This window comes from Paenibacillus sp. V4I9, assembly GCF_030817295.1.
Taxonomy (GTDB): Bacteria; Bacillota; Bacilli; order Paenibacillales; family NBRC-103111; genus Paenibacillus_E.
Genome location: NZ_JAUSZE010000001.1, coordinates 5,224,305 through 5,246,079, shown reverse-complemented (window position 1 = coordinate 5,246,079; position 21,775 = coordinate 5,224,305). Strand labels below are relative to the sequence as shown.

General features: G+C 42.5%; 18 protein-coding genes and 1 pseudogene. All 19 read left to right on the top strand.

All coding sequences use genetic code 11. From position 1 onward, the window contains the following. Positions 1–6 precede the first annotated feature (6 nt). The 19 genes and pseudogenes from QFZ81_RS24370 (at position 7) to QFZ81_RS24280 (ending at position 21,753) form a co-directional block, all read left to right on the top strand. Positions 7–1,314: a 2-oxo acid dehydrogenase subunit E2 gene (locus QFZ81_RS24370; protein ID WP_307440883.1), complete on the top strand. Its 1,308-nt coding sequence runs from the start codon at positions 7–9 to the stop codon at positions 1,312–1,314. A 13-nt stretch (positions 1,315–1,327) separates the two neighbouring features. Further along, on the top strand, positions 1,328–2,713 hold the full coding sequence (lpdA, locus tag QFZ81_RS24365; protein ID WP_307440884.1) for a dihydrolipoyl dehydrogenase: 1,386 nt from the start codon (positions 1,328–1,330) through the stop codon (positions 2,711–2,713). 47 nt (positions 2,714–2,760) lie between these two features. Continuing rightward, positions 2,761–4,188: an NAD-dependent succinate-semialdehyde dehydrogenase gene (locus QFZ81_RS24360; RefSeq protein WP_307440885.1), complete on the top strand. Its 1,428-nt coding sequence runs from the start codon at positions 2,761–2,763 to the stop codon at positions 4,186–4,188. Positions 4,189–4,210: 22 nt separating this feature from the next. After that, the gene (locus QFZ81_RS24355) at positions 4,211–5,203 is read left to right on the top strand and encodes a sugar ABC transporter substrate-binding protein (RefSeq protein WP_307605184.1); all 993 of its coding nucleotides are present in this window, start codon (positions 4,211–4,213) and stop codon (positions 5,201–5,203) included. Between the two features lie 37 nt (positions 5,204–5,240). Then, a complete protein-coding gene (locus QFZ81_RS24350; RefSeq protein ID WP_307440887.1) occupies positions 5,241–6,743 on the top strand; it encodes a sugar ABC transporter ATP-binding protein in 1,503 nt (500 codons plus the stop codon). Then, the gene (locus QFZ81_RS24345; RefSeq protein ID WP_307440888.1) at positions 6,740–7,729 is read left to right on the top strand and encodes an ABC transporter permease; all 990 of its coding nucleotides are present in this window, start codon (positions 6,740–6,742) and stop codon (positions 7,727–7,729) included. Before QFZ81_RS24350 ends, QFZ81_RS24345 begins: the two co-directional genes overlap by 4 nt. Before the next feature lie 57 nt (positions 7,730–7,786). After that, a complete protein-coding gene (locus tag QFZ81_RS24340) occupies positions 7,787–8,185 on the top strand; it encodes a cupin domain-containing protein (protein WP_307440889.1) in 399 nt (132 codons plus the stop codon). 50 nt (positions 8,186–8,235) lie between these two features. Then, entirely contained in the window at positions 8,236–9,114 is an 879-nt protein-coding gene (locus tag QFZ81_RS24335; RefSeq protein WP_307440890.1) for an NAD(P)-dependent oxidoreductase, read from the top strand. A gap of 147 nt (positions 9,115–9,261) precedes the next feature. Continuing rightward, on the top strand, positions 9,262–10,545 hold the full coding sequence (gene dctA, locus QFZ81_RS24330) for a C4-dicarboxylate transporter DctA (protein WP_307440891.1): 1,284 nt from the start codon (positions 9,262–9,264) through the stop codon (positions 10,543–10,545). Positions 10,546–11,214: 669 nt separating this feature from the next. After that, the gene (locus tag QFZ81_RS24325; RefSeq protein WP_307605182.1) at positions 11,215–13,554 is read left to right on the top strand and encodes a TniQ family protein; all 2,340 of its coding nucleotides are present in this window, start codon (positions 11,215–11,217) and stop codon (positions 13,552–13,554) included. A 492-nt stretch (positions 13,555–14,046) separates the two neighbouring features. Next, positions 14,047–14,478, top strand: a complete 432-nt coding sequence (locus tag QFZ81_RS24320) for a hypothetical protein (protein WP_307440895.1) — start codon at positions 14,047–14,049, stop codon at positions 14,476–14,478. 290 nt (positions 14,479–14,768) lie between these two features. Next, the gene (locus QFZ81_RS24315) at positions 14,769–15,965 is read left to right on the top strand and encodes an IS4 family transposase (RefSeq protein WP_307605180.1); all 1,197 of its coding nucleotides are present in this window, start codon (positions 14,769–14,771) and stop codon (positions 15,963–15,965) included. Positions 15,966–16,192: 227 nt separating this feature from the next. Next, the gene (locus tag QFZ81_RS24310) at positions 16,193–16,744 is read left to right on the top strand and encodes a hypothetical protein (RefSeq protein WP_307440897.1); all 552 of its coding nucleotides are present in this window, start codon (positions 16,193–16,195) and stop codon (positions 16,742–16,744) included. Between the two features lie 307 nt (positions 16,745–17,051). Further along, the gene (locus tag QFZ81_RS24305; RefSeq protein ID WP_307440898.1) at positions 17,052–17,513 is read left to right on the top strand and encodes a MarR family winged helix-turn-helix transcriptional regulator; all 462 of its coding nucleotides are present in this window, start codon (positions 17,052–17,054) and stop codon (positions 17,511–17,513) included. Between the two features lies 1 nt (position 17,514). Further along, on the top strand, positions 17,515–17,847 hold the full coding sequence (locus QFZ81_RS24300) for a luciferase domain-containing protein (RefSeq protein WP_307440899.1): 333 nt from the start codon (positions 17,515–17,517) through the stop codon (positions 17,845–17,847). Further along, positions 17,840–18,715, top strand: coding sequence for a haloalkane dehalogenase (locus tag QFZ81_RS24295; RefSeq protein ID WP_307605177.1), 876 nt, complete (start codon positions 17,840–17,842; stop codon positions 18,713–18,715). The genes QFZ81_RS24300 and QFZ81_RS24295 overlap by 8 nt, the downstream gene beginning before the upstream one ends. Positions 18,716–18,751: 36 nt before the next feature. Then, positions 18,752–19,248, top strand: a pseudogene (locus tag QFZ81_RS24290) (MFS transporter); the annotation flags it as partial. Positions 19,249–19,710: 462 nt separating this feature from the next. After that, positions 19,711–20,763 carry a helix-turn-helix transcriptional regulator gene (locus QFZ81_RS24285; RefSeq protein ID WP_307605175.1) on the top strand — a complete coding sequence of 351 codons (1,053 nt, stop codon included), beginning with the start codon at positions 19,711–19,713 and terminating at the stop codon, positions 20,761–20,763. Between the two features lie 195 nt (positions 20,764–20,958). Beyond that, the gene (locus QFZ81_RS24280; RefSeq protein ID WP_307440902.1) at positions 20,959–21,753 is read left to right on the top strand and encodes an SDR family NAD(P)-dependent oxidoreductase; all 795 of its coding nucleotides are present in this window, start codon (positions 20,959–20,961) and stop codon (positions 21,751–21,753) included. The last annotated feature ends 22 nt before the right edge of the window (positions 21,754–21,775 follow it).

Below are 21,775 nucleotides of genomic sequence, written 5' to 3'. Positions count from 1 at the left end.
AATAACGTGGCTACAGAAGTCCTGATGCCTAAATTAGGCGCAACTATGGAAAATGGCAAGATTTTGATGTGGCACAAAAAAGAAGGTGATTCGATAATCAGTGGAGAAATACTTCTCGAAGTTATGACAGATAAAGTGAATATTGAAGTGGAAGCGGAAGTGTCCGGCATTTTACTGAAAACCCTATATAAGCAGGATGAGGATGTTCCTGTCATGCAAGTCATTGCATACATCGGGAACGAAGGCGAGGCGATTCCGGGACCTGCAGCACAATCGGTTATGGAAGCCAGAGAACAGGTCCCATCTGCTGTAGGAAAATTACGCAGGACGCCAGCGGCAAGGAAATTGGCCAGTGACCGAAACGTGGATCTACGGCAAGTTACAGGTTCTGGACCACTAGGCCGGATTCATCGATCTGATGTGGAAAATTTTGTCGCCCGCAAGGCGGATAAGATCGTAGTTACTCCATTGGCGAGAAAAATGGCAGAAGACCAGCAGCTGGTAGTAGATGATATCAAAGGATTTGGCATCCGTGGCAAGATTACGAGCCAAGATGTGCAGTCTCACCTGCAGCAGAAATTGCCGGAATTATCGGAGTCCATTGAAATGAAACCTATCGAAGGATTGGCAGAGAGGGTCCGTGTTGAGGGCATTCGTAAGGTCGTTGGCCGAAGAATGGTTGAAAGCGCTTTCGTTGCGCCGCACGTTACACTCGTTTCTGAGGCGGATATGTCGCAAGTGATGAAGCTTCGGGAACAACTGCTTCCTTCCATTGAAAAACGGACAGGATTCAGGCTTTCTTATACGGAGATGATCATGAAGGCAGTTGCCCATGCGCTGCGCAACCATCCTATGGTTAATGCCTCCTTGCAGGGTGACTATATCATGCTGAACCGAGATGTCCATATTGGACTCGCAGTTGCTGTTCCGAATGGTTTGCTGGTACCAGTCATACGCGATGTGGATAAAAAAGGGCTGGCTGCTTTGACGGAAGAGTCCAAAACATTAGGGAAACTTGCTCGTGAACAAAAGCTGGGTCTAGATCAGATGACGGGCGGAACGTTTACAATTAGTAATTTAGGCATGTATGCCGTAGACTCCTTCACACCTATTATTAACCAGCCTGAATCGGCGATTTTAGGTGCGGGACGAATTCATGATAAAGCGGTAGGGGTTGGCGGTTCTATAGAATTGCGTCCGATGATGACCCTTAGTCTGTCCTTTGACCATCGGGTAATCGATGGTGCACCGGCGGCAGCGTTTCTTACCGAAATTAAGGGGATTTTGGAAAACCCCTTAGAATTGCTACTTTAAGGGGATGAAAAGCATGAAGCAATTTGATATAGCTGTCCTTGGAGGCGGACCTGGAGGTTATGTTGCGGCCATTCGTGCTGCAAAGGCAGGTGCATCTGTAGCCTTAATTGAAGCCGATGAACTTGGTGGCACTTGTTTGAACAGGGGCTGCATCCCCTCAAAGACGCTGCTTCGTCATTCTGAAATCATTGAACATATCAAAAAGGCGAAGGATTGGGGCATCGAGACAGGCAGCCTGACGTTTTCTTTGAACAAAATGTTAGCGAGAAAAACACAAATCATCCAAAAGCTCCGCAATGGTATTTCCTATTTGTTGAAAGAAAATCATATTCAGCTTTTTCGAGGCATGGGCAGCGTAGATCCGAACTTATCCATTCTCATACAATCAGGAGAACATCAAGAGCGGATTCAAGCCGATAAAGTCATTTTAGCGACAGGGTCCAGAACGTTTCTTCCGAATATACCTGGAACAGATCAAATCTTTATTCATACAACGGATACCATATTTGACATTGCGGAAATCCCCAAATCACTGGCTATTATTGGCGGTGGAGTGATCGGTGTGGAGTTGGCTTGTATCTTTGCTAATCTGCAAACGGAAGTTACCATTATTGAAATGGCCGATCGAATTATATCCAGTGAGGATCCAGATGCATCGGCAGCTCTTCACAAATCATTGAAACAGAAAAGTGTTCGACTGCTGACAAGTCATCAAGTGGAATCCTTTGGGCCTAATCAAGGGAAAAAAGAAATCACCATTCGTACGCCGGAAGGAAAGATTGAAAAACACCTCTTTGATGAAGTGCTTATGGCTGCTGGAAGAAAACCCAACATGAGCGGGATCACGGATTTGGGGTTAAAGCTGAATGGCCCATTCTTATCTGTAAATGAATGTATGGAGACGAATATTCCTAATGTTTACGCGGTAGGCGATGTCATTGGGGGCTTTCAGCTGGCACATGTTGCCAGTGCGGAAGGATTGGTTGCTGCCTCCAATGCCATTTTAAATGCTGGGGAAGCTGTCAATTATCAGGTCGTTCCTCGCTGCATCTACACATTTCCCGAAATAGCAAGTGTCGGGCTCAGTGAAAGTGAAGCGGAGAGATTAGGCTACTCCGTACAAAAAACGATCTACCCGCTAAATCACTCGGGGAAAGCGATGGCTTCAGGTGAATCGGAAGGTTTCATGAAGATAATTGCCGACAAAACTTACGGTCAGCTCCTAGGCGTCGTCATTGTAGGCGCTCACGCGACGGAAATGATTTCAGAAGCATCTGCTTTTATTTATTTGGAGGGCACAGTTGATGAACTAGCCAAGATGATTCATCCTCATCCTACCCTCTCGGAGGGACTGTTTGAGGGAGCCAATGCTCACTTGGGTATCGGGATTCATATGTAAGGTCGCGTTTCGAAATTTTCAACTGTTACTGAATGGAGGAATTGAACTTGGACCAGCTTATCTATATCAATGGACAGTGGACAGGGGCAAGCTTAGATAAAATCCCAGTCCAAAACCCGGCTACAAGTCAAATCATAGGGACGGTTCCTAAAGCTGGGAAAAAGGAGACGCGTGACGCAATCGATGCTGCTCATTCAGCCTTTGCTTCCTGGTCCCGTTTGACAGCCTATGAACGCTCAGACTACTTAGAGAAATACTATCATCTAATTATTGACAATATGAATGAAATTGCCAGTATTTTGACGTTGGAAATGGGAAAACCGCTGGCGGAAGCGAAGGGAGAAGTCCGGTATTCCGCTTCTTTCATTAAATGGTTTGCTGAAGAAGGCAAGCGCGTTTACGGCAGAACGATTCCCTCTCATGTTGATGGCAAAGAAATGCTTGTATTGAAAGCACCCGTTGGCGTAGTTGCTGCAATCACCCCATGGAATTTCCCAGCAGCTATGATTACGCGGAAAATGGGTCCTGCGCTTGCAGCTGGATGCACAATTGTTTTGAAACCGGCTAAGCAAACACCGCTTACTGCGATTATGCTGGTCAAGTTGGCGGAACAGGCAGGGATTCCGAAGGGGGTTGTCAATCTCGTAACCGGAAATGCTGCTGAAATTGGCGGGGAATTTTTAAGCAATCCCAAAGTTCGTAAAGTCACATTTACCGGCTCTACTGAGATTGGGAAGGAATTGATGATCCAAGCGGCACAGCATGTAAAAAATCTTTCTTTGGAGCTCGGTGGCCACGCCCCGATTCTGATCCTCGATGATGCGAATGTTGATAAAGCGGTTAAGTGTGTAATCGCTTCCAAATTCCGTAACGGCGGTCAAACTTGTATTTGCGGAAACCGTGTCTATGTGCAGGATGGCATTTATAATCAATTTCTTGAGAAATTGGTCCATGAAACGCAGCAGCTTAAGGTTGGAAACGGCATGGACGATGGGGTAGATATTGGCCCGCTTATCGATAAGAATGGCTTCCTGAAGGTCGAAGAGCACGTACATAATGCAACAAGTTTAGGTGCTAAATGCTGGGTTGGCGGGAGCAGGAAAGAAGTACAAGAAGATGCTTATTATTATACGCCTACCGTCTTGTCTGATGTGACCCAGGAAATGCTGATCATGAATGAAGAAACTTTCGGTCCCGTTCTTCCAATCCAAAAAGTTTCAACTGTCGAAGAGGCCATAGCATATGCAAATCTAACTCCGTACGGCTTAGCTGCCTATGTTTTTACCGAGAGTCATAGTCTGGGTATGAATGTCATTCATCAGTTGGATTTTGGAATTATCGGTTGGAATGATGGACTTCCTTCGGCAGCGCAAGCACCTTTTGGCGGGATGAAGGAGAGTGGTTTAGGACGTGAAGGCGGGATCGAAGGCTTGGAAGCATTTTTAGAGACCAAGTATGTTTCAATTGGTTTGTAAATAGTGAGCGGGGGGATGGCAATTGAAAAAAAGTGCTTTGAACCGCAATAAATACGCAGCTTTACTTTTTGTTCTAACGAGTACATTGATTTTTGCAGGATGTGGGAGCAATCAAACGACTTCTGTAATAAGTCAAGCTAAAGAATCACCCAAAGCGGCATCCAAAGAGATTACGATCGGTTTTGTTGTAAAAACGATGGATAATCCTTACTTCCAGCTCATGAATAAAGGGGCTCAAAAAGCGGCAGATGAACTGGGCGTGAAGCTTGTTTGGAAGGCGGGACAAAATTCTACGGATGTTGCGGCTCAGCTCAACATCGTACAGGACTTGATCCAGCAGCATGTGAGCGCAATTGTTATCGCACCGATCGGACCGGAAGCCATTGTACCCGCGATTGATAAAGCCAATGCAAACGGAATTCCGGTTGTGATCGTCGATACGCGCGCGAGCGGAGGTAAGATCGTTTCTTTTATCGGGTATGAGAATCTGAGCACAGCTGCTGATATGGGCAAATTTGTGGTAGATGCTCTTCTTGGCAAAGGAGAAGTAGGCATTCTTGAAGGATCACGTGGGCAGTCAACCACAGAAGAAAGACTTCAGGGATATCACAAGAGTCTCGATAAAGAACCGGGTATTAAAGTGGTAGCATCCCAGACCGCCAACTATTCTCAGGATCAAGGATTTACCGTGACCCAAAATATGATTCAGGCGCACCCTGACATTGACTTTATTATCGGATCTAACGACGAAATGGCTTTAGGGGCTATACGAGCCATACAGAACGCCGGAAAGTCAGAGAAAATTCGGGTTGTTGGGTTTAATGCTACGCCACTCGCACTGCAAGCCGTTAAAAAAGGCGAAATGCTGGCTACCATCAGCAATCATCCTGATAAAGAAGGCTATAACAGCGTCAAAACAGCTCTTGAAGCAGTGAAGGGAAATGCGGTGGAAGCGACTCAAATGGTGACCACGGAAATTGTAACAGCTAAAAATGTGGATGAATTTTTGAAATAATCACCGGGACTAAACATTTTCACACAGAGGTGGTTCGATGTCTACAGTCCTACTGCGTATGGCAGGCATTTCGAAGGAATTCCCTGGAGTAAAAGCGTTGGAGGATGTCAACTTTACTGTCCGCACTGGTGAAGTGCATGTGTTGATGGGGGAAAATGGAGCCGGCAAGTCCACGTTATTGAAAATCCTCTCGGGGGCATACCAGTGCACCAACGGCAAAATATGGGTTAAAGGCAGGGAAGTCACTGGGTTAAATCCCATTAAAGCAGGAAAACTAGGTATTTTCACGATCTATCAGGAGCTAAATTTACTGCCGAACTTAACTGTGACAGAGAACGTATTCTTGGGGAAAATGCCTCTGGCTAATCGGTTTTTGGGAACTGTTCGATTCAGGGAAATGGTTCTGAAAACCAAAAGTATTTTAGAAGACCTGGGGATTCATGTGAATCCCGATGCTAAAGTACAGGATTTGCCAATCGCGGATCGACAAATGATTGAAATTGCGAAGGCATTATTAGCAGATCCGGATATCCTGGTGATGGATGAGCCGACATCTTCGTTATCCAAGCAGGAAGTTGAAAGATTATTTTCTGTCATACGGAAATTAAAGAGTAAGGGTAAAGGAATTATTTTCATATCGCATCGGATCGAAGAGCTTTGGAAGATCGGGGACCGGATTACGATCCTCCGGGGAGGCCGGGTAGTTCTCGAAAACGCATTGCAAAATGTGGATGAAAATATGCTGATTAAAGCAATGGTTGGTAAAGAAATCAAAGAAAGATTCCCGGGCAATTCTAGTGAAAAGGGGCAGGAGGTGCTTAATGTCCGAAATCTTTCGCGCCAAGGAAAGCTACATGATATCACTTTTTCCTTGAAGAAAGGAGAAATACTCGGCATCGCAGGCTTAGTTGGAGCGGGAAGAACGGAGCTTGTGCGGGCTATTTATGGAGCGGATCCGATTGATTCCGGAGAGATTTACTTGAACGGAAAAAAAACCAGGATTCGTCATCCTAGTGAGGCCATACACCATGGCATTGCGTTAATTCCGGAGGATAGAAAAGGGCAGGGGCTTCTACTTGGAATGGGCATCAAGGAAAATATTACGTTGCCTATCTTAAAATACATATCCCCAATTGGAGTTATTGATAAAACCGAGGAAAAGCGATTGGCGGAAGAATTTAAGACAAGACTGCAAATCAAAACACCTGATGTGCACTTTAAGACGATAAATCTGAGTGGCGGAAATCAACAAAAAGTAGTTTTGGCCAAATGGTTATGTGCGAAAGCTAAAGTGTTCATTTTCGACGAACCCACACGCGGCATAGATGTGGGCGCCAAAACGGAAGTGTACCAAAACATGATCGAACTAACGAAACAAGGAGTTTCTATTATCATGATTTCTTCCGAATTGCCTGAGATTATGGGAATGAGCGATCGGATTCTTGTTATGCACCAGGGGAAAGTGACAGCAATTTTTGAGAAGGATGAAGCAGATTCTGAAAAAATTTTAAGCTGTATGATGGGGAGGTATAAGAATTGAACATTTCTAAGCCCCATTTTCAAAAAGTAGCGAATCGGCGATGGCTTAAGTCCAGCCTCTTACTGCAAATTTTGCGGAAGTACTCTGTGTTTGTTGCTTTAGTGTTGTTCTGTACGGTTATCAGCTTAATGACACCTAACTTTTTGACGATTTCCAATTTATTAAACGTTGCCCAACAAATTTCAGAGAACTTTATATTAGCACTGGCAGCGTTATTGGTCATCATCACTGGGGGAATCGATTTATCGGCGGGTTCTATTGTCGGATTGGCCGGTATTGTCACCGCACTTTATCTTGTTAATGGCGGTAATTTCTTTATAGCCATTCTTGTAGGAATAGTTACGGGCGCAGCTTGTGGCGCGGTGAACGGCTTGTTGGTCGCTAAGACCAGATTATCTCCATTTATCGCAACATTAGGAATGATGGGTATTGCCAAAGGGTTAGCCTTGGTTATTACATCCGGAAATTCGATTGCGATTAGTAATACTTCCTATCAATTTATAGGAAGCGGAAATGTACTGGGGATACCGACGCCGGTTTTAATCATGTTGGTTTTGTTGATCATCGTACATTTCATTCTTAAGAAAACTTGGATGGGCAGATATTTATACGCAATTGGGGGAGGTGAGGAAACTTCGCGATTGTCTGGAATTCGAGTAGATCGGGTTCAATGGGTTGTTTACACAGTAGCTGGTGCCTTTGCAGGACTTACAGCTATTTTACTAACATCCAAATTATATACCGCTCTGCCAACTGCAGCTGAAGGCTATGAGTTAAATGCGATTGCAGCTGCCGTCATCGGCGGGGCAAGTCTAATGGGTGGGGTCGGTGGGGTATGGGGAACTTTATATGGTGCCTTACTGATTGGTATAATAAGCAACGGTTTAAATTTACTGGATGTATCTTCATTTTGGAAGCAGGTAGTCATTGGTGCAATCATTATTATTGCCGTTCTCATTGACCGATTCCGAAATCGTGCTAAATAGGATGGAAATTAGTTAAGCTGATCAAATTAGGGTTTAGAGAAAGGTAGGATGAACATAATGACAGTTCGTAAAATTAATATCAGCGAAGTTAGCAGTGACCAGACGCTTAAAAGTGAAGAGGGCTGGGTCCGGATGGAAGTTAAGTGGGTATGTACCGAAGATACGATGGGATCTCAATATACCACTTTCGGACACACCATATTCGGTCCTGGAGGAGGTGCTCATGAGCTCCATGCTCATCCGAACGCGGAAGAGATTCTGTATGTTATTCGCGGACATGGCATCGCGATCAGCGGTGACGAGCAATTTGAAATTGGTCCAGGAGACCTGCTGTTTGTTCCAAAAGGAGAAAGACATTATTTCAAAAATACACATCCGACAGAAGAAATGGAAACCGTATGGCTCTATGGCGGTGCTCCTTCTTTAAAGAAAGCTGGTTATGTGCAGGTTGATTAATACAGTTATTTAATATTTCTATATCAAAATTTATTGAGGGAGTGAAGAAAATGAAAGTAGGATTCGTAGGTCTAGGTAACATGGGGTTTCCCATGGCTCAAAACATTCTTAAAGCAGGACATGAATTGGTGGTTTATAATCGCACAGCTTCCAAGGCTGATCCATTGATCTTGCAAGGTGCTAAGTTTTGCGCGACGCCTGCTGAAGTGGCTCGTGAGGCAGGTATTGTTCTTAGTATGCTAGCGGACGATGCCGCTGCGGAAGAAGTTGTTTTTGGCACAAACGGGATTTTGGAAGGACTGCCATCAGGGGGGATCCATGTATCTACAAGCACGATCAGCATTGATCTAGCGAAGCGGATGGCCGATGCTCACCAAGCTCACGGTCAACAGTGCGTTTCCGCTAACGTTTTGGGCCGTCCGGATGCAGCGGAAGCGGCTGAACTTCGCGTCATGGTAGCCGGTCCGGCAGAAGCGCGTGAGAAAGTTTGGCCGGTTTTGGAGGCTTTAGGAAAAAATATCTTCGTAGTCGGAGATGAGGTTCAAATGGCCAACGTCGTCAAGCTCGCGAACAACTTCCTCATTATCGCCATGCTTGAGGCACTATCAGAAGCTCTGGTGCTCGTGCGTAAGCATGGCGTAGATTCTGGGCAGTTCTTAGAGGTTGCAAATTCGTTTTTCCGTTCCCCGATTTATCAAAATTACGGAAGAATTATCAATGAACGTCTCTTTGAACCGGCCGGGTTCAAAATGAAACTAGGTCTGAAGGACGTAAAGCTTATGCTGCAAGCGGCGGAGGCTGTGTCTACGCCACTGCCAATTGCTGACTTAGTACGAAACCACTTTTTGGAGGGAATCTCACGCGGCTGGGGGGATCTGGAATGGGCAGCCCTAATTAAATCACTCGAATCGGACGCTGGATTAGACTAGGAACAACCTGAGGAGCAGCATGGGAGGGCATCGGTTTACTTTAGAGTGAACATAATGCCCTCTTTTTTATGAATTATTAATGTAAGCGGATTCATTTTGATGTGAAATGATGTGAAACACTTACAAAATAAGAAAAGAGGGATTAGCATGAGGGTCAATCTTAAAAACTTAACGGTACAAGTAATTATTGCTATTATTATCGGTGTTTTTATTGGACAGATTTTCCCTACATTTGGTGTACAACTGAAAGTGCTAGCCGATGTGTTCATTAAATTAATTAAAATGGTTATCGTCCCCATTGTATTCCTAACTATTGTCATAGGCATAAACAACATGGGCAGCTTAAAAAAGGTCGGCCGCATCGGTGGAAAGGCACTGCTCTATTTTGAGCTTGTAACAACACTTGCCATGATTATTGGCGTCTCCGTGATGTACTTCGTTCAGCCTGGCAAAGGTATGGATACCAGCCAGTTAGGCAAAGCTGCTGCGGATGTAGCCAAGATTACGAAGCAAGCAAATGATGCCTCGCAAGGCTGGATTGATTTCCTCGTGAATATTGTTCCTGATAATGTTATTGGCGCGTTTGCTAAAGGCGACATGCTTCCTGTATTATTTTTCGCACTTCTGTTCGCTTTTGCCCTTCTGCCATTGAAGGAAAGGTCAAAACCGTTAACAGATCTTCTCGAAAGACTCAATGAGGTCTTCTTTAAAATTGTTGGCATCATCATGCGCGTATCGCCTTTAGCAGCAGGCGGCGCAATGGCTTTCACGATCGGTAAGTTCGGAATCGGTTCTCTCTTCTCGTTAGGGAAGATGATGGCTTGTGTCTATATCACTATGTTCTTATTTATCGTAATCGTTCTAGGGCTGATCGCGCGATACTTCGGGTTTAACATTTTTAACTTGCTTAAATTCATTAAAGGAGAAATATTGCTTGTCTTAGGAACATCTTCTTCTGAATCCGCATTGCCAAGTTTAATGAAACGACTTGAACAATATGGCTGCTCTAAATCTGTTGTTGGCCTCGTCGTTCCAACGGGATACTCCTTTAACCCTGATGGAAGCTCACTCTATATGGTTATGGCGCCATTGTTCATCGCTCAGGCTTTCGACGTACATCTGAACTGGGCTCAGTTACTGACAATGCTTGGTGTAGCGATGCTTATCTCTAAGGGAGCCGCTGGTGTCTCCGGTACTGCTTTCGTTGCTACAGCATCTTTATTGACTGCCCTTCCGGGTCATATTATTCCAATCGAAGGTATGGCTCTGCTCCTCGGTGTCGACCGATTTATGTCTGAAGCACGGGCGATCACCAACATGATCGGCAACGCCGTCGCGACGGTTGTGATTTCGAAAAGCGAGAATCAGTTTGATAACTCGAAAAGTAAAAATCTCCCTGTTGCGAATGAGGATAATGCATTCTCGGTATAGCAAATCTATTTGAATAATGGATACAGCCCTTACTCTATTGGAGTGGGGCTGTTTATGATGGGAAGAGAGAAGATTATATTTAAGGGTATTACTGGACTCCTCCCACTTGGTATAACAGGCTACTGCTAGATGCTGTATTTGATGTTTATTATCATTGGTACAATGAAAGTTAAGGAATCTCTTTCAATGAGCTTAAATTTTTGCTAATCCAGTTGCGGTTTTTAGACTTGCACTTGTTGCAGTGCGTGCAAGTCTAATGTGCTTTTTTGCATTATTATAAATCCTCATTTTTCAATTGGTTTTCACACTTTGCCATTTCAAATTTGGTCCCTCAAATGGGCAACTTTCAAGGTTAATTAATTTCATGAATAATTATGCATAAATTGCATAATTGTATAATCTCTATTGCAATTAATTTTGAAACAGAAGTGTTGACTGGATATACCTAGAGGCAAAATCTAAATAATTATGAAACAAAATAAACGGAGCCGCGCGGGTTTGCGGACTCCGTTTTATATTTATTTATGAAACATCACAACGATTTGTTGCAATATTCCTTAGAAATTGTTTTTATACGAAATAATGAATAAATATACAACAGGGCAAACGATAATATTTTTCGTTTGCCCATTTTCATAATAATCGTAGAATTAATGGAGCTGAGGAATTATGAATACTAAGAAATTGCTATTTGTCCCCAAAGTTTATGAAGATGAAAGTTTAGTTAGCTATATTTATCGATTAGCTAATGTAAATAACTATGATAAAGCTTGGATATTTGAGGTGCTAGGAATAGATCTTAGTAAAATACGTACCCATGGATTTCAACTGGGAAATGAAAAAATAGATACATCCATTCTCGCTGAAATTACTGGAATTAATCAAGTTGTATTTGACGACTTATCTTTGAATATTAAAAATTCAAATTCAGTAATTCAAAATACAATTGAGCGATTTGCTATTAGAAATGTAAAAAAACAGTTCTGTCCGTTATGTTTAAAAGAAAGTATTTATTATAGGAAAATTTGGGATATAAATATTTATACAAGATGTCATATTCATAATTGTTTATTAATGTGTAGATGCATAAATTGTAATAGATATATGACAAATCAAGATATTTTAAGTGATTTATGCAAATGTGGATACATGATATCGAACAATTTGATTATAGGGTGTGAAAATTCTGATTTAGGACAACTAATATCAAAAAAAAATAATAAAAATAAAAATCAGATAACCCCAAAAATTTCAGAGGGATTTGAAAAGTTAGAGATTGATTTAATATTGTACCTAATAATATTCTTATCTATAAAAATTTCAAATGGTTTTTATCAGAGAAGAATTGCATTCACTGAATCTAGTGATGTTCAATTTAATGATAAAATCGTTAACGAAGCTTTCGGTATTTTTATTAACTGGCCGCAATCATTTTATGATTTTTTGAATGAATTCAAAAAGATACCTAAAAAATATCATCTTCTAACGGGATTAAAAAGAGATTATGGACGTTTTCATGTTGAAATGAAGAAACTATCTCTAACCCCTAGTTTTAGATTTTTTACCGAAGAATATATGAAGTATATACAAAATATTTGGGATGGAGGAAATGGTCCGAAATTCTTAAATGCGACCTTAAACAGCAAATATATTAGTGCAATTCAGGCGAGTAAACTCCTGGGTACGAAATCTATTAATTTTTCAGCACTAATTAATGAAGGTTTACTGGAAGGTATAATTGTTATTAGACCTTCTAAAAACTTAATACTAATCGAAAAACCCTCTTTAGAGAACTATAAAAAGCAAAGAGAATTAGCCGCAAAAAATAATAGAAACCAGATCGTAGATGAAACAGTAAAAGAATTAGGGTTTATTACAGTGAGAGAAGCTGCAAAGAGATTCAATACAACAATGACAAAAATAGCAATAGATCACTTAGTTAAAAAAGGTCATAGGATCTTTATTCTGGAAAGTTTTGTAGATAATCTGTATGAGTTTGTAAATAACAAAAGTAAAACTTTCAACGGTGAAACTAATAATCCGGCCACCACCAAAAGAAACAAGGAGAATCACGACAATAGTCCATCTAAGAATGATCCGAAGGATGCGCTTGTCATTGCCGACGTGGTCAGCCGAGGATTTTACTATGAATACTCTCGACAAGCTGCAGTCTTTCAAAGGTTGAGAACAATGATGAGTGATCGGGAATATTGGGTGACAAATAGTGTACGGCTGCAGAACCGAATCATCCGCTGGATAGACATTCGCTTCCCTGAATATTTTTCTGTGTTTAAAGATTGGACCTGCAAACGTTCCTTGGCTACGCTTAAGGAATTCCCATTTCCGCAGGATATAGAGTCTCTGTCCGTATCTGATGTGATCACTGCTTGGAGAGCGCATATGCAGCGAGCCGGTGGTTCCACTGGCATGCAGAAAGCTGCGCAACTTATCTCTCTAGCTAAGCGAAGTGTAGGCGACAAGACTGCTCCCAATGAAGCGAATCAGGATTTACACCGACTCTTGCAAGAGTTCGAACGGATTGTTGAAATACTAAATGAAATTGAAAAAGATATCCAAAAATTGCTCAGTGAAATTCCTATGGCCGATCAGCTTCGATCTATCAAAGGACTAGGCTCAATCTGTACGGCAGCTATTCTTTCAGGTGCTGGTGACCTTAGACAGTATGCGCATGGGCGCCAATTATTACGTAAAGCCGGCTTGAACCTAGCCGAAAGCACGTCGGGAAAACGTAAAGGACAGATCGTGCTTTCTAAAAGAGGCGATGCTACGCTGCGAAAATATCTATATCTAGCCACGATCCAGCTCGTAGGGAATAATCCTGTGTTCCGACAGTTACATGAGAATAATGTTCAAATCAAGCATATGAAGAAGCAACAGTCTGTATTTAAACTGCTTGGAAAACTGGCACGAATCATCATTAGTATTGTTCAAAAAGGAGAAACTTTTTCTCCTGAGATAGCTGCTCCAACGTTTACGCAAGCTGCTTAAAACGAACTTAATGATCACATAGATTGACTCATTCGCAGGATTTCAAAAAAGAAAGCACGGAGAACCGAGCTACTGCCCGGCAAGGGCTTCAGACCCGTCCGCTAAACGCTATCGGTCTCCACGCCTTGGTCAGGTGTAACGAAGGAATGTAAGGGCATAGACCCGTTGAGCCATGGGATGGTGAACACCAAGGAGAAAGTGGAGTATGCGTGCAGAAGAATAGCACTTGGAGAAATGTTCCACACGTTTCTTCTGTTCCCGCATATCCAAACATGGAACGACGGTGTCTAATAAGCTTACTTTCTGGAGCACAGCTGTTATACATGGCGACGAAATCCTGCGAATGAGTGAGTAAATGTAAGATAAACCCTTAAAACCGAGGGACGGGCAGTAGAGTGGAATAACCAAGATAGAAATACTGTAAAATGATGGAAACTTTTATGGATGCTGAACGTCTAAATGATTAGTAGTTATTAAGGAAGAGGGGATTTCATGAGAAAATTTTTAATCGTTGCGATTTTAAGCTTGTTTTTGCTGAGTGCATGTTCATCTCAACAAAAATATTCTGAACAAACTAAACCTACTCAATTAATATCAATTACATTAACAGATGCTTATCCTGGGAATTTAACAAATGTAAATAGAGTCGAATTGTTTGATGGTTCTTCAGGGGAAAGAAAAATAGTAGCAGATCGGACAATAATTCAAAACTGGCTTAACCAAATTAAAGATATTAAATTAATACCTGAAAAGGATCAAGGTGTAAGGGCTGGGGACGTATTTGGAATTACTTTATATGAAGGCGAAGTTAAAAAATTTGGGTTTCTATCAGGGAATGTAAACAATGTATATTACAAGACCAATAAAGATTTCGTAGAACCAATCAGAGCCTTATTTAAGGAACAGTTTGGGAGACAATTCTAGGCAGGCTTTTCGGTAAGATATATCATTAAGCTAACGGAAACTATAGTTGAACAAACCACAAAAGGCTGCCGCGTGCAGCCTTTTGTGTTAAGGGCAGTATAACAAAATAAGTAATTAGGTAATAACAATGAAACATACACTACGCATGCATCAAACCTGACATGAAAATTTCGCTTAAAATATTTCCTAAATAAGGAATATTATGTTTTATTTTCGTGGACGTCTATGAAAAAAGCTCCTATTGTTAAGAATGACGCGTTATCCATCATTCTCCACAAAAGGAGCCCACCATGGATAACAATAAAAATATTCGAGTCATTTGTCAATGCTTATATGTATTAAACCTGCCCAAACAGCGATTCTTCTGGGACGATCATCGGACTCACAAATTGTACTCGGGTAGAGCCATTGGGCTACACGTTCTTGCACAATTGCTGCAATTAAAGTCCTATGAAGATATTACGGAGCAACTGCAAGCTCATCCTGAGCTAGGTCAAATCTTTGGTATGACATCGGTTAGCGGTCCTCAATTATCCCGGGAAACGAAGGCACTGTGCACAGACACTCTACAGGACTTGTTCTACCATTTGATTGGCCAAATCCAAGAAAGAACCAAGGATGGTAATGGTTTCTCTCCTTCCATCGGGAGATTACATCTGATTGATGCCACAGATATTAGACTTCCGGATTTTCTTGGAAGCTGGGCAAGGTGCGGCTCACGAAAAACGGGTGTTCGACTGCATGTCCGCCTGGTAGTAGCTGACCCGGATACCGTCTTTCCTGATAAAGTAATCGCCTCTACGGTAAATGTTCGGGAAGCAAAGGTATCACTCGAACTAACCCTTGAAGATGACGTTACTTATGTGATGGATCGGGGCTATGAAAAGAGTGAGCATGTTGAGAAATGGCTAACAGACGGGATTCAGTTTGTTGTTCGGGTCCGCGACCTCTTACAACTCCATCCGGTACCAGGTACGGAACGAACGATTCCATCGTCAGAATCTGCCCAAACTCGAATTCTACAAGATGTTGACGTCCTTACGAACAAAACGACGAAGCCTGCGCGTTTGGTTGCCTTTGCAGATGAAACAGGACGGCAATACCGCGTGCTAACAAGTCGATGGGACTTAACGGCCGATGAGATTGCGCTGATCTACAAGAACCGTTGGCGGATAGAATTATTCTTTAAATGGGTCAAGCAGCATCTGAAACTTGTAAAGCTGCACGGATCCCATCCTGACGGAGTATGGAACCAACTGTTTCTGTCGCTGATTGCTTTTGCAGTAAGCTTATTACTAAAGCTTAATCTACAGACCCCAAAAACACAGTGGCAAGTACTGAAACTAGTAAGGACCTACATGTATAAGATGTGGGAAGAACTGGAGAACGCGGTATTTCGTCCGCCCACTCGGAAATCCCGAGGCAGGCAGAAGGTAAATGGATTTGGACCTTCATGCAAGTTACCGCAGCGGATTATATTACTTTAAAACTCGGAAAACAATACACTTAATTACCAATTAAATGGTAAAATGCGTCACCTTATATGAATATCACTTTTTTGGCGCTTACACCAAAATGCCGATTGTGAATAAATTCAATAAATACCTAAATATTTAATTTTCTAGAATCTAACCAGCATCGCGTCTTTGATGCAAGGCTAATGTGAAACATATCCATGTTTTATCTGTCAAAAATTTAAGGGGAGCGGATAACAATGAAATATAAAATCGGTTCAATCTCGTTCGTAATATTTTTAGCTTTAACTTTTGGGTTAGCGGTATATCAAGATAGTCAAAAAAAGAAGGAATACATGGTTGAGTTTCCTGCCATTGAAGATGTGGTTTCAGCTGCAATAGATATTGGCGGACACGGACCACCAGATTCGAATAATCAGCCAATTCAAATGGACTTAAATAATAACATGCAAAAGATAACAGTCGCCAAAATTATATATTGGCTTTCACATGCTGAATATATAGGTCCTACCCGTAACCAATTTATATCACATGGCGGTGGACCGAATGAGTTTGTGATGAAGACCAAAGATGGAAAATTAATAAGAATCTTCGATGCAATTGATCCCATATCAATCGTTATCTCAAGCGGGTGGATGGCTACTGGAGTTTCAGTAAGCGATCAGGTGACCATTTCATATGATAATAAAATCTTTCGATCAAAATCGCCAGATTTAAAACGATGGATTCAAACTGATATGAGTAAAATAATTGAGGATCGATTAAAAGAACAACAAAAGCAGGGATCTTAACGAAGTATTTCATTCTTTGTTTACAATGGAGAACTATATTTTAGGGGCTTGCTTCGACGCAGCTCCTCTTTTGTTTATTAAACCGAGGGACGGGCAGATTTGTGTAACGAAACCAGCACGCTATTTGTACCCAAAAGGGTAGGTATTCAAAGTAACGAACCACGTATACGGAATTTTGATTTAACAAAGCGATAACATATTTTTCGGCTATCTGGGTAGGTCTTACAAAATAAAATAGTTGCAATAACATCCTATTCGGTGTATCATGAAATTAGTTGCAATAACATCCTATTAAAGGGGGGATAATGTGAGCGAGCATTGGAGGCAGAATGACAAGGGCGCAGCGGAATCGCACGGTCAATACATCTCAGCCATCTACCGACACATGCAGGTACTGATCTCAGCCGAGTTGGCACCATATAGAATCGGAAGCGGACAGTATATTTTTCTGATGGCGATTGCGTTTCGGCAACCAATCACTCAGAAGGAGCTAAGTAAGAAACTGCTCATTGACAAAACGACTACTGCCAAAGCGATTACCAAGCTGGAAGCAGAAGGTTACGTACGGAGGGAAGTCGATCCCGCCGACAACCGCTATCATCTACTCTATTTGACGGACTCGGGACGTGAGGTGATACCTAAGGTGCAGGAAGCGCTGGCCCGCGTTAAGAACAAAACGCGGAAAGGTATTACCGATGCAGAGTATGACTTGTTAGTAAGCTTGCTGAAAATCGTGCTTCGCAATCTGACCGAGCAGGAGGAGACGTAAGATGAGCAGGTACGGGAGAACAGACTTGACAGAAGAGCTGTTGACTTGGGCTGGCGTTACAAAGCATCCTCATCGGTTCGGAGGGGTGGAAATTCAGCTAAACGAAACGGAAATCGGGCATCTTCACGGCAACCGCTTGTTCGACCTGCTTTTGTCGAAATCCGAACGCGATCGGTGGATTGAAGAAGGGAAGGCAAGTCCACATCATATGTATCCCGATTCAGGCTGGGTATCCGTTTATTTGAATACCGAGCAAGATATTGCTTGTGCCATTGAAATCGCGCGTTCTAAATATGATCAAATAAAATTGAAGGGTGAGATGAAAAATGATTAACGAGGAATTCCCCTATGAGAAAAAGCGAAATCAAGTATTCGATTTAGAGATGGCATATGTAGAGGTTGGTAGTGGTGATCCAATCGTTTTCTTGCATGGTAATCCAACATCCTCCTATCTCTGGCGTAACATTATTCCTTATGCACAAGAATATGGGCGTTGCATTGCCCCTGATTTAATTGGGATGGGAGATTCTGATAAATTACCAGTTAGCGGTCCTGACTCCTACAGCTTTTTTGAGCATCGGAAATATCTCGATGAGCTTCTCGACAAACTTGGAATCCATAAAAATATCACTTTCGTAGTACACGATTGGGGTTCGGTTTTGGGATTTGATTGGGCACGGCGGCATCCTAGCGCTGTGGACGGCATTGTTTATACGGAAGCATTTTTCAAACCGGGTAGCTGGAGCGAGATTTCAGAACAAGGGCGTAAAATTTTTCAGGCATTGCAATCTTCAGAAGGAGAAAAGATGATACTGGAACAAAACTCTTTTCTCAATGTCAATCTTCCCATTAGTATTTTACGTGAGTTGACGGAGGAAGAGGTGGCGCAGTATCACCGTCCCTTTATCGAACCAGGCGAGGGGCGTCGTCCGATGTTATCTTGGGCACGACAACTTCCTTTTGATAGCGATTCAGCGGTGGCCGAAATTATCACAGCTAATGGAGATTGGTTAGCACAAAGTCCCATTCCAAAACTATTCATTCATACCAAAAATGGAAGAGCTCCAGAATCTCACTTAGATTTTTGCCGCAGTTGGCCAGAGCAGACAGAAGTCTCGGTGCCGGGAATTCATTATCCAATGGAAGATGCCCCTGATGAGGTTGGGAAAGCCCTTGCTTCTTGGTTGAAAAGGTTGAAATAGAATCTAGACATTATGGATAACGGGGTTTACACGATCATGGAAACAAAAGGGACAGAGCAAACAGGAGAAACATTAATGCGTATCGTGATGTTTACAGTTACCCTCTCATCGATGAGTGTACTATGTACTTCCCGACATTAGTAAAGAGTTTCACCTTACGATTGCAGAGGTAAGCTGGCTCTCTTCCTCTTACGGTCTGATTTATGCGATCGGAACGGTAACGTATGGGAAGCTAGCAGATCGATACAAGCTCAAAAATTTACTGACGTTTGGATTGGTCATTTTTACGATTGGTTCCCTTGATCGGCCTTGTTTCCCAAACCTTCTGGATGGCACTGATGGGAAGGTGTCTGCAAGTAGTCGGAGCTGGTGCTATACCCGCAACAGCGGTACTAATCCCAGTGCGCTATTTCGCTCCAGAACGTAGAGGAAAAGCATTGGGAATGATGGCTACAGGCTTAGCTCTTGGTAGTGCTTTGGGTCCTGTTATTTCTGCACTGATTGTTAATGTAGCTCAGTGGCGATACGTATGGCTGAGAAATTTGAATTAACGTTGCGTTTAACGAATTGTAGGGTCGACAAATGCTGCTCCTCGAAGCTATCTCATTAGAATTTCAATTAGCAGCCCCAAAAAATATCGAGGCATTAACTTTAAAGGTGTTGTTCCGCTCCCTCGGGGAACTATAGTTCAATCACGACATGAAGGCAGCCGGCACAAGGGCAGGTTAGTTCCAATATGTGTGAATATAGTTTATGTAAGACCAATAAATTAACACGGGCTAACCCAGGTGATTTGTATGAGTTTAACCCACGAATTTTTCCTTCTAAGCAACGATTTTGATTTGAATGACAGATATGAGATTATACGGGGTGTAAAAAAACGCCGGTGACCTTAAGCAGGTGACCGGCGTTAATAGCTGTCCCGTCAACAAGGCAGGACGCCAATCACAACGAAAACTAATGAATGTGTAAGTAGCTAAAGGAGGCCCATGTGTATGACGTCTTATACCTCTGACCGTATTAAAATCCCGCCAGGATTTTGGGCAGGATTACGTCAATTAGGGATTGTCGCCTACGACGTAGTTCGCAAAGCACGACTGCCGCTCACCATTATTACTGAACCAGGTGTAGTCACCACCGCCCAATATTTCGCGATCTGGCAGGCTTATTCCGATCTCATTGGTGACACAGCCGAAGGAATCATCAAGCTTGCGACCGTCTTTGAAACAGCACAGTACCCACCGACCGTCTTAGCGACTTACCACGCTCGTGACTACCGCGACGCTCTTAACCGAATGGCCCGGTACAAACAACTGTGCCCCCCTGAAAGCTTACGTGTCACCGAAGAGGGTGAGCACTGTACAATCGAACTGGAATGGCTGTATACCGAGCAACCCTGTCCGCCGATGCTGGTTGGTATCACGCTGGCATTTCTTCTGGAGCTTGGGCGCCGGGGCACAGGTCAACCGTTGACGGCGCGGTTCGTCGAATTTTCGCACTCAATGGGCGATGTACAGGCCCTTGAAGCTTACTTCGGCTGCCGTATCCAGATTGGTGCAAAATGTAACCGGTTGACGCTACATCGAAGAGATCTGGACCGCCCCTTTGTCTCGTACAACGAAGAGTTGATGGAAATCCTTACTCCCGTTCTGGACCGATCGCTCAATGAACAGCAGCGCAGCCGCTCAATTACCGAGATGGTCAAATGGATCATGAAACGTAGCCTCACAGGAGGGCGCCCCGACATTCAGGCTGTCGCAAAGGAATTGGGTATGAGCGATCGTACCTTGCAGCGCCGGCTTACTGACGAAAACACGAGCTTCAAGCATCTGTTGACACAAGCTAGACATGAGCAGGCACGAGAGTACTTGGCAGACCCCTCGCTCGATATTAAAGAAGTGGCTTTCTTGATTGGATATGAAGACCAGAACTCGTTCTACCGCGCCTTCCGCCTTTGGGAAGGTGATACTCCTTCAAATTGGCGTACTGAACATTTAGGTACAAACTCGATATCAGAAGGACGGCTAGGAATGCCGACTATTCATTAATAGAATTCCCAACCTAACCATTTCTACAGAGAGCTAGTATATACTGAGTTTTAACATTTGGCGTGTTAAACAAGAAATTTGGCGTAATATGCTAGTTACTGAACATTCCAGACAAGGTAATATAATCACTATCCGGAGCACAAGACTGTTTTAAAAATGACTACTAATCAGCTAAATTAAAAGGAGAAATGTATTTTGGATATGGGATTAAACAATAAAACAGCTTTAGTTACAGGATCTACGAAAGGTATAGGTAAAGCAATTGCCATTGAACTTGCCAAAGAAGGTGTTAATGTACTAATTAATGGACGAAATTATGAAGAGGTAGAACGAACAGTAAATGAAATTAAGTCGGAATTCCCGGCTACCTCTCCTCAAAATGCTACAGCCGATATTGTGGATATTGGGCAAAGAGAAGCTTTATTTAAAAAATACCCAAATATTGATATTTTAGTTAACAATATGGGTATTTATGAAATTATGCGATATGAGGACGTTGACGATGAAGTATGGGAAAAATACTTCCGTACTAATGTTCTTGCTGCAAATGGATTATCTAAATTTTATTTGCCTAAAATGTTGAAAAATGATTATGGCCGCATTATCTTTATTGCGAGTGAAGAGGCAATTATGCCTTCAGGACTAATGCCGCAGTACTGTATGACAAAGTCAATGCTATTATCATTGTCAAAAAGCTTATCTAAATTAACAAAAGGAACAGAAGTTACAGTCAATACGATCATGCCAGGACCAACACTCTCTGAAAATGTGCATCAAATAATTGAGGGTATGTACCCTAATGAAGATATGACTTTTTCAGAAAAAGAGAAAGAATTTATGACTACAAACCTACCTCAATCTGAAATACAGCGATTTATCAAGCCTATTGAAATAGGTAGACTAACTACATTTGTATGTAGTCCTTATGCATCCGCATTTAAAGGTTCTCCAATCCGTATGGATGGGGGAATGGTACCGACTATTTTTTAACATTTTTTCTATTTCAAATATT

Excerpts from the sequence above, each read along its gene's own strand:
- lpdA (WP_307440884.1), top strand. The coding sequence starts at position 1,328 with ATGAAGCAATTTGATATAGCTGTCCTTGGAGGCGGACCTGGAGGTTAT.
- QFZ81_RS24350 (WP_307440887.1), top strand. The coding sequence starts at position 5,241 with ATGTCTACAGTCCTACTGCGTATGGCAGGCATTTCGAAGGAATTCCCT.
- QFZ81_RS24340 (WP_307440889.1), top strand. The coding sequence starts at position 7,787 with ATGACAGTTCGTAAAATTAATATCAGCGAAGTTAGCAGTGACCAGACG.
- QFZ81_RS24335 (WP_307440890.1), top strand. The coding sequence starts at position 8,236 with ATGAAAGTAGGATTCGTAGGTCTAGGTAACATGGGGTTTCCCATGGCT.
- dctA (WP_307440891.1), top strand. The coding sequence starts at position 9,262 with ATGAGGGTCAATCTTAAAAACTTAACGGTACAAGTAATTATTGCTATT.
- QFZ81_RS24325 (WP_307605182.1), top strand. The coding sequence starts at position 11,215 with ATGAATACTAAGAAATTGCTATTTGTCCCCAAAGTTTATGAAGATGAA.
- QFZ81_RS24320 (WP_307440895.1), top strand. The coding sequence starts at position 14,047 with ATGAGAAAATTTTTAATCGTTGCGATTTTAAGCTTGTTTTTGCTGAGT.
- QFZ81_RS24315 (WP_307605180.1), top strand. The coding sequence starts at position 14,769 with ATGGATAACAATAAAAATATTCGAGTCATTTGTCAATGCTTATATGTA.
- QFZ81_RS24310 (WP_307440897.1), top strand. The coding sequence starts at position 16,193 with ATGAAATATAAAATCGGTTCAATCTCGTTCGTAATATTTTTAGCTTTA.
- QFZ81_RS24300 (WP_307440899.1), top strand. The coding sequence starts at position 17,515 with ATGAGCAGGTACGGGAGAACAGACTTGACAGAAGAGCTGTTGACTTGG.
- QFZ81_RS24295 (WP_307605177.1), top strand. The coding sequence starts at position 17,840 with ATGATTAACGAGGAATTCCCCTATGAGAAAAAGCGAAATCAAGTATTC.
- QFZ81_RS24285 (WP_307605175.1), top strand. The coding sequence starts at position 19,711 with ATGACGTCTTATACCTCTGACCGTATTAAAATCCCGCCAGGATTTTGG.